The 6,999-nt window shown below is 32.5% G+C and carries 8 protein-coding genes; all 8 read left to right on the top strand.

Annotated elements, in window-relative coordinates; translation table 11 throughout:
• Positions 1-77 precede the first annotated feature (77 nt).
• The 8 genes from DXA13_RS20395 to DXA13_RS20355 all read left to right on the top strand — a co-directional run bounded on the left by DXA13_RS20395 (position 78) and on the right by DXA13_RS20355 (position 6,954).
• Positions 78-674: an ATP-grasp domain-containing protein gene (locus DXA13_RS20395; RefSeq protein WP_147348069.1), complete on the top strand. Its 597-nt coding sequence runs from the start codon at positions 78-80 to the stop codon at positions 672-674.
• On the top strand, positions 671-1,345 hold the full coding sequence (locus DXA13_RS20390) for a metallophosphoesterase family protein (protein WP_118246825.1): 675 nt from the start codon (positions 671-673) through the stop codon (positions 1,343-1,345). Before DXA13_RS20395 ends, DXA13_RS20390 begins: the two co-directional genes overlap by 4 nt.
• Positions 1,342-2,292: a glycosyltransferase family 2 protein gene (locus DXA13_RS20385; RefSeq protein ID WP_118246824.1), complete on the top strand. Its 951-nt coding sequence runs from the start codon at positions 1,342-1,344 to the stop codon at positions 2,290-2,292. Before DXA13_RS20390 ends, DXA13_RS20385 begins: the two co-directional genes overlap by 4 nt.
• Positions 2,276-2,626, top strand: coding sequence for a transporter (locus DXA13_RS20380; protein WP_118246823.1), 351 nt, complete (start codon positions 2,276-2,278; stop codon positions 2,624-2,626). The genes DXA13_RS20385 and DXA13_RS20380 overlap by 17 nt, the downstream gene beginning before the upstream one ends.
• 460 nt (positions 2,627-3,086) lie before the next feature.
• Positions 3,087-4,265, top strand: coding sequence for a 6-hydroxymethylpterin diphosphokinase MptE-like protein (locus DXA13_RS20370; RefSeq protein WP_118246822.1), 1,179 nt, complete (start codon positions 3,087-3,089; stop codon positions 4,263-4,265).
• A gap of 103 nt (positions 4,266-4,368) precedes the next feature.
• Entirely contained in the window at positions 4,369-5,208 is an 840-nt protein-coding gene (locus tag DXA13_RS20365) for a TylF/MycF/NovP-related O-methyltransferase (protein WP_118246821.1), read from the top strand.
• A 14-nt stretch (positions 5,209-5,222) separates the two neighbouring features.
• A complete protein-coding gene (locus DXA13_RS20360) occupies positions 5,223-5,900 on the top strand; it encodes a hypothetical protein (protein ID WP_118246820.1) in 678 nt (225 codons plus the stop codon).
• Positions 5,887-6,954, top strand: a complete 1,068-nt coding sequence (locus DXA13_RS20355; protein ID WP_181995772.1) for an aldolase catalytic domain-containing protein — start codon at positions 5,887-5,889, stop codon at positions 6,952-6,954. The genes DXA13_RS20360 and DXA13_RS20355 overlap by 14 nt, the downstream gene beginning before the upstream one ends.
• The last annotated feature ends 45 nt before the right edge of the window (positions 6,955-6,999 follow it).

Raw genomic sequence — 6,999 nt, 5'->3', positions numbered from 1 at the left:
GATTATAAAAAACTTGTCATTAATAATGATAAGATTATTAATTTATCAATGATAAATGGGAGACTTACAAATTTTAATTGAAAATAATTTTAAAGCAATTCCTAACATATCTTGATGATAATTATGATATATTATCCGAAAAATTAGGAAGTCCATTTTTGTTAAAGCCACGAAAATCTTATGCATCAAAGGGGATTGAAAAAATTAGCAATAAGATGGAATTTGAGTTTTTCAAAAAACGTCAGGGTAAACAGTTTATGGCCCAAAAAATTGTTGGAGACGTTGAACATGAATATACTGCTGCAACGTTTGGTTTTGGTGATGGAACTTGCATTAAACCTATTATACTGAAAAGGAAATTAAGTCAAGAAGGTGCTACAGCTAAGGCAAGAGTAGTAGACATTTTACAGATAGAACAAAATATATACCGCATGGTAGAGCTTTTAAAACCCATCGGACCTACAAATTTTCAGTTTCGTTGCGATAATGACGAGTACCTATTGCTAGAAACGAATCCAAGAATATCCTCATCTACATCTTTAAGAACAGCATTTGGATATAATGAGTCAGAAATGTGTATTGAGTATTTTATAGAGCATAAGCGGCCAGCAGAGGCAATAATAAGAAAGGGGTCTGCAGTAAGGTATATTGCAGATTATGTAAAATTAGAATGATAGGAATTATTTCGGATATTCATGGAAATTATCCAGCACTGATTGCCGTACTGCACGAATTAGATCGGATAGGGTGTAAAAAGATCATTTCGTTAGGAGATGTATGTGGCTATTATTGCATGGTAAGGGAATGTATCAGGGAACTTCGTCAAAGGAATATTGTCAATATAATGGGAAACCATGATTATTATATTATAAATAATAAGAGCTGTGATCGCTCTTATACAGTAAATTTGTGCCTGGATTATCAAAGGGAAATTTTAAATGAAGAAGATATAAACTGGTTGAAAAAATCAGTGCAATATATAAAAAAAGATGGTATATGGATGGTTCATGGCGGGTGGACTGATTATATAGATGAATATGTAAAGGACTTCTCTTTTTTAGATAAAAATGATGAGGTTTCTCTTTACATTTCTGGACATACACATATTCAATCAAAAATAATAGGTAAATATGCGGTTTACTATAATCCAGGATCAGTAGGACAACCTAGAGACGCTATTTCGACTGCAGCCTATGCAATCATAAAAGATAATAATGAAGTGGAATTGAGACGTATAGAGTATGACATAGATAAAATTGCATATGCGATGAGAAAGAACGGATTTCAACAGCGAGTATATTCATGCTTATATAGTGGAATGAGAATTGGAGCGAATGAAGAATGAAGAGGCAAAAAATATCGGTAGTCATTCCCTGCTATAATTCAGAGAAGATGATTGAAACGGTGGTTGATCAGGTATTGGAGGCAATTTCCGAAAGAAAGACGTTTGAATATGAAATCATCTTGGTAAATGATGGATCGAAAGATTCTACTTGGAATGTTATCCATGATATGGCAATAAAAAATCCGCATATTATTGCCATAAATTTCTCTAGAAATTTTGGCCAACATAGTGCGTTAATGGCGGCGTATCGGGCTGTAACCGGGGATATTATAGTAGGACTTGACGATGATGGAGAACATGATCCCAAAGAAATATATATGCTAATTGATAAATTATTTGAAGGATTTGACTATGTATGTGCATATTACGAAATAAATCAGTCAAAATTCAGAAGTCTAGGTACAAGAGTAAATAATTTAATGGCCACAATTTTAATAGATAAGCCTAAAGAAGTCGATTTTTCAAGCTATTATGCTATGAAGCGATTTGTTATTGAAGAAATAATACGATATCGGCAACCATATCCTTATGTGGGAGGGTTAGTTTTAAGAGCTACAAGGAATATTGGTACTGTCCCCTTGGTGCGTCATAAACGATTGTGTGGAAAATCAGGTTATAGTACAAGGAAGATGATAAAACTATGGTTTAATGGTTTTACCGCTTTTTCAGTGAAACCATTAAGAGTTGCGACTGGATTAGGGGTACTTTCCGCACTGATAGGATTTATAGGAGCAATTGTCTTAATTATTAAACGTCTCTTTTTTCTTAATTATGTACCAGGATATGCTTCAACTATCGTTTGCATTATATTTTTCTGCGGAATGATTATGATGTTACTGGGAATTATTGGAGAGTATGTAGGACGCATTTATATAAGCATTAACAATGCGCCGCAATACGTAATACGTGATCAGGTTGGTGGTGATAATAATGAGGAAAACTATTAAGCCATATATATTGTTACATATTTTACTGCTGTTTTATTCATGTGCTGGAATTTGTTCAAAATTAGCGGCTGGACAGAGTTTTTTATCTTTTAACTTTATTGTATTATATATGCTACTACTTTTAATTATGTTTTTTTATGCAATAATGTGGCAGCAAATATTAAAGAAAATGGAACTTGTAACTGCCTATGCAAATAAGGCTGTCACAATTTTTTGGGGATTAGTGTGGGGAAGACTGCTGTTTGATGAAAGCATTACAATTTGCAAAATATTGGGGGTAATTGTTATTGTATTCGGCGTCTATATGGTAGTTATTGGAGAGGAAAAAGATTAATGTATATTTCGATTTTTTTGATATCCGTAAGTATTTCATCGATATCACAGGTTCTATTGAAAAGTAGTGCGAATAAAAAATATAATAATAAAATAAGAGAATACTTGAATTTTAAGGTTATTATTGTAATAATAAAATAAGAGAATACTTGAATTTTAAGGTTATTATTGCATATATGTTATTTTTTCTCTCCACCTTGATAACTATTCTTTCTTATAAATATATTAACTTGTCTTTGGGCGCGATATTAGAGGCAACAGGTTATATATTTGTTGCTATACTAGGACATGTTTTTTTACATGAAAAAGTTGGAACATGTAAAAGGAAAGGGTTGTCATGTATTCTTTTGGGGATTGTACTCTTTAATCTGGAAGAGATTTTAAAACTTTTTTAAACTAAAGTTAATATTGTATTAGGATCATATCAACAGGGTTATGAAAAAGTGTAGAAAGGAAATATAATGTTTAAAACGAAAAGACGTGAATTAGAGCAAAACCTACTCATCGCGGAAAAAAGAATTATTGAACTTGATGATAAAATAGTGATATTATCTAGCGAGAATGAACTGCTGCGAAAAGCAAATAAAGATATTGATATAAAAGCAGAGCAAATATCCATCAGATTGCAGAAACTAAGCGATGAATTATACAAGTATATAGATACCCAAATCAAACAGCTTAGCAGCTATACAGATTTTCTCAAACAAGAAAGCGATAATAGAATATCAACTTTAAGTGATGAATTATATGAGTACATTGCCAGACAGAGCTATATAAGAGATTCTTCATTGGAAGAATACAAGAAACAATTGAATGAGGAACTCTGGATGCGTACCTTTGGATTTGACAATATGATTTCAGAGCTACAGCTAAACGCGATTGAAGCGGTTGTTCCAGGAAACCGCGCAAGGCTAGAATCTCTCAAAGACACGCATAAAGGAGAAAAATGTTTTGTAATAGGAAATGGTCCATCATTAAAGGCGTCAGATTTGGAGAAGCTTTTGGAGAAGGGGATTTTCTGCTTTGCATCTAAGGGGATATATAATATTTTCGGAGAGACTGAGTGGCGACCAGATGTTTGGGGAGTATCTGATTTAGATTATATAAAAGTGAAAAAAGAGGATTTAAACCAGCTCAATGGTTTTATAAAACTTGTTTGTGCACAATCGATTATACACTATAAAATACAGATTAGTAATGCTATTTATTATCCCTTTATACAGGCGGAAAGGACACCAAAGTTCTGCAACATAGACGTAAGCAGAGGCGTTCATTTTTATGGAACAATAACAGGAAAATTAATAAATTTTGCAATGTATATGGGCTTTTCAGAAATATATCTTTTAGGATGTGATCACTCATTCCCAACGAAAACAGATGAAAACGGAAATAAGGTTATTGATTTTTCAAAGAAAGTGCACTTCGCCGAAAACTATTTCTCAGATGATGAGGAAAAAACATATGTGCATAGAGCGATTGATGATATAGATAAGTCACTAAAATATGTAACTGATTCATATAAAGATTTAAAATATTTTTGTGACCATTATAATATAAAGGTCTGGAATGCGACTCGTGGTGGAAAATTAGAGGTGTTTCCAAGGAAAGCATTTGATACTCTAATGCAAAAATGGATGTAGGGATTAAAAGGATATGGTGAAAATGAATAACGAAAGGAACTTCCTGATTAGACTGTTTCAATTATAGTCGGGATAGATTAATTTGTTGCAGGAGGATGAGAATTTGAAAAAATGTGTGATATTTGGCGCTGGAGGAACAGGAAGGAAAGTTTACAGTTTAGTTAAAAAAGAATACGAAGTTTTATTTTTCGTTGATAATGATGAAACTAAAGTGGGGTGGAAGATATTTGATAAAGAGGTAAAATCACCATCTGAAATTAAAAATATTGATTTTGATACAATATTTATAGGTTCATTAATGGGAATGGAATCGATAACATTACAGTTACTTGAACTGGGAGTTATGCCGACAAAAATAAATAGGGAATATATTAGTTTATCTATAAAGAGCCGAGAAAAATTTTTGGAAAATTTTAAAGAAGTCCTTGATATACGAGGAAAATTTGCGGCTGTAGCAGAAGCCGGTGTTTATCAAGGTGAATTTGCAAAAGTTATAAATAGAATATTCCCCAATTCAAAATGTTATTTATTTGATACTTTTGAGGGATTTGATAATAGAGATTTTTCTTACGAAGAAAAAGAATCTCTAATTCAAGCGGAACATTTGAAAAAAACTTCAATAGAACTTGTACTAAGTAAAATGACTACACCGGAAAACTGCATTATAAAGCAGGGATATTTTCCGGATACGGCAGTGGGCTTAGACGAAAAATATATGTTTGTAAACTTAGATATGGATCTATATAAGCCTATATTGGATGGATTGGTATATTTCTATCCAAGGATGATATCAGGTGGCGTGATTTTAATTCATGACTATTTTTCTGACGTATATCCTAATGTGAAGAGCGCGGTGTTGGATTACGAACAAAAATATTTAGACGGAAAGAAGTTAAATATGTTGCCTATTGGGGATGATATTAGTTTAGCCATCTTAAAATAAAAGGAGAACCTTATATGAAAGTGGTAGCAATGATACCGATTAAGTTAAATAATCAACGGTTGCCTGGGAAAAATATAAAGTGTTTTGATGATGGAACACCTCTTGTGCATTGTATTCAAAGAGCTTTATTAGAGGCAAACAGCATAGATGAGATATATGTATATTGCAGTAACATATCAATTCAGGACTATCTTTTACCAGGAGTGAAATTTTTAAATAGGTCATTTGAATTAGATGCGGATTCCATCAACTGTAATGATATATTGGATCGGTTTATTAAAGAAGTAGATGCGGATATTTATATAGCGTCACATGCAACAGGACCATTTACCTCCAGCCGTAGTATTAATAAGTGTGTAAATGCAGTGCAGTCGGAAGAATATGACTCGGCGTTTATTGCTACTAAGATGCAGCAGTTTTTATGGCAGGAAGGAAAGGCCCTGAATTTTGATATTCAGAACTTTCCAAGAACGCAGGATTTAGTTCCGATATATGTCGAAACTCCAGGCGCATATGTATTCAAAAAAGAAGTTTTTGAAAAGTATAAAAGAAGAGTTGGAATAAAACCGTATATATGCGAGGGAGAAAAATTGGAGGAAATAGACATTGATAATCCAGAAGATTTTAAGATTGCCAATGCAATTTATATGAATATTATTAAGAATCGAGATGAAAAACATGGGAAATATTAAACTTTTAGATTGTACATTGAGAGATGGGGGATATTTGGTAAATAAAAAATTTGGTGATAATACTATTAAAGGAATGATTCACCATTTGGTAGAAGCAAATGTAGATATTGTTGAAGTTGGCTTTCTGGAAAAGGAATCGGGAGAAACAGGGAGTACAGTATTTAAAAATTCTGATGAAATTAAAAAGTTCCTACCTAAAAATAATAGCAAAACGATGTTTGTTGCCTTGGCAGATTATAGTCGTTATGACGTAGAACTATTAAAACCATGTGATGGAAAGTCAATTGATGGAATCCGTATCTGCTTTTTTAAGCATGAACGTAAAGAGGCTATAAATGTATGTAAAAAGGTTAAGGCATTGGGATATAAGGTATTTGTACAGCCAGTGGACATCTTGGGATATTCCGATATTGAAATTCTCGATTTGATTAAGGAAGTTAATGAAGTTTTACCATATACTCTTTCAATAGTAGATACATTTGGTTCAATGTATTTGGACGATTTAGAACGTATTTTTTATCTTGTTCATCACAATTTGCGAGACGATATAGCAATAGGACTACACTCCCATAACAATATGCAAATGTCCTTTGCTTTATCACAGCGTTTTATGGAACTGTGCAGAGGAAAAAGAGAGTCGATTATCGACGCAACTATGTGCGGGATGGGAAGAGGCGCAGGAAATACAAATACGGAATTAATAGCACAGTATATGAACCGAAAGTTTAATAAAAACTATGATATAGATATTTTATTAGATATAGTAGACATCTATATGAAGAGTTTGATGGTAAAATGTACATGGGGATATTCAATTCCTTATTTTTTAGCAGGAGTTTTCTCAGCACATGTAAATAATATTTCATACTTAACAGATAAGGCAACTATTAAAATGAGAGATATTCGGCATGTTCTTGATAACGTTGGAGCAGAGAAGAGAAAACGATATGATTATGAATTTTTGGAAGAGAAATATAGAGAATATATGAATTCTATTCTTAAAGCGCCAGTCAGATATGATAATATGAAACGCCAGTCAGATATGATAATATGAAAGAAGCTTTTTATAATAAGGAAAAAGCTTTTTATAATAAGGAAA

It is taken from the genome of Clostridium sp. AM58-1XD, from assembly GCF_003464085.1.
Lineage (GTDB): Bacteria > Bacillota > Clostridia > Lachnospirales > Lachnospiraceae > Lachnoclostridium_A.
Note: the sequence above shows the minus strand (reverse complement) of the source record. Positions and strands in the feature narration are given on the sequence as shown.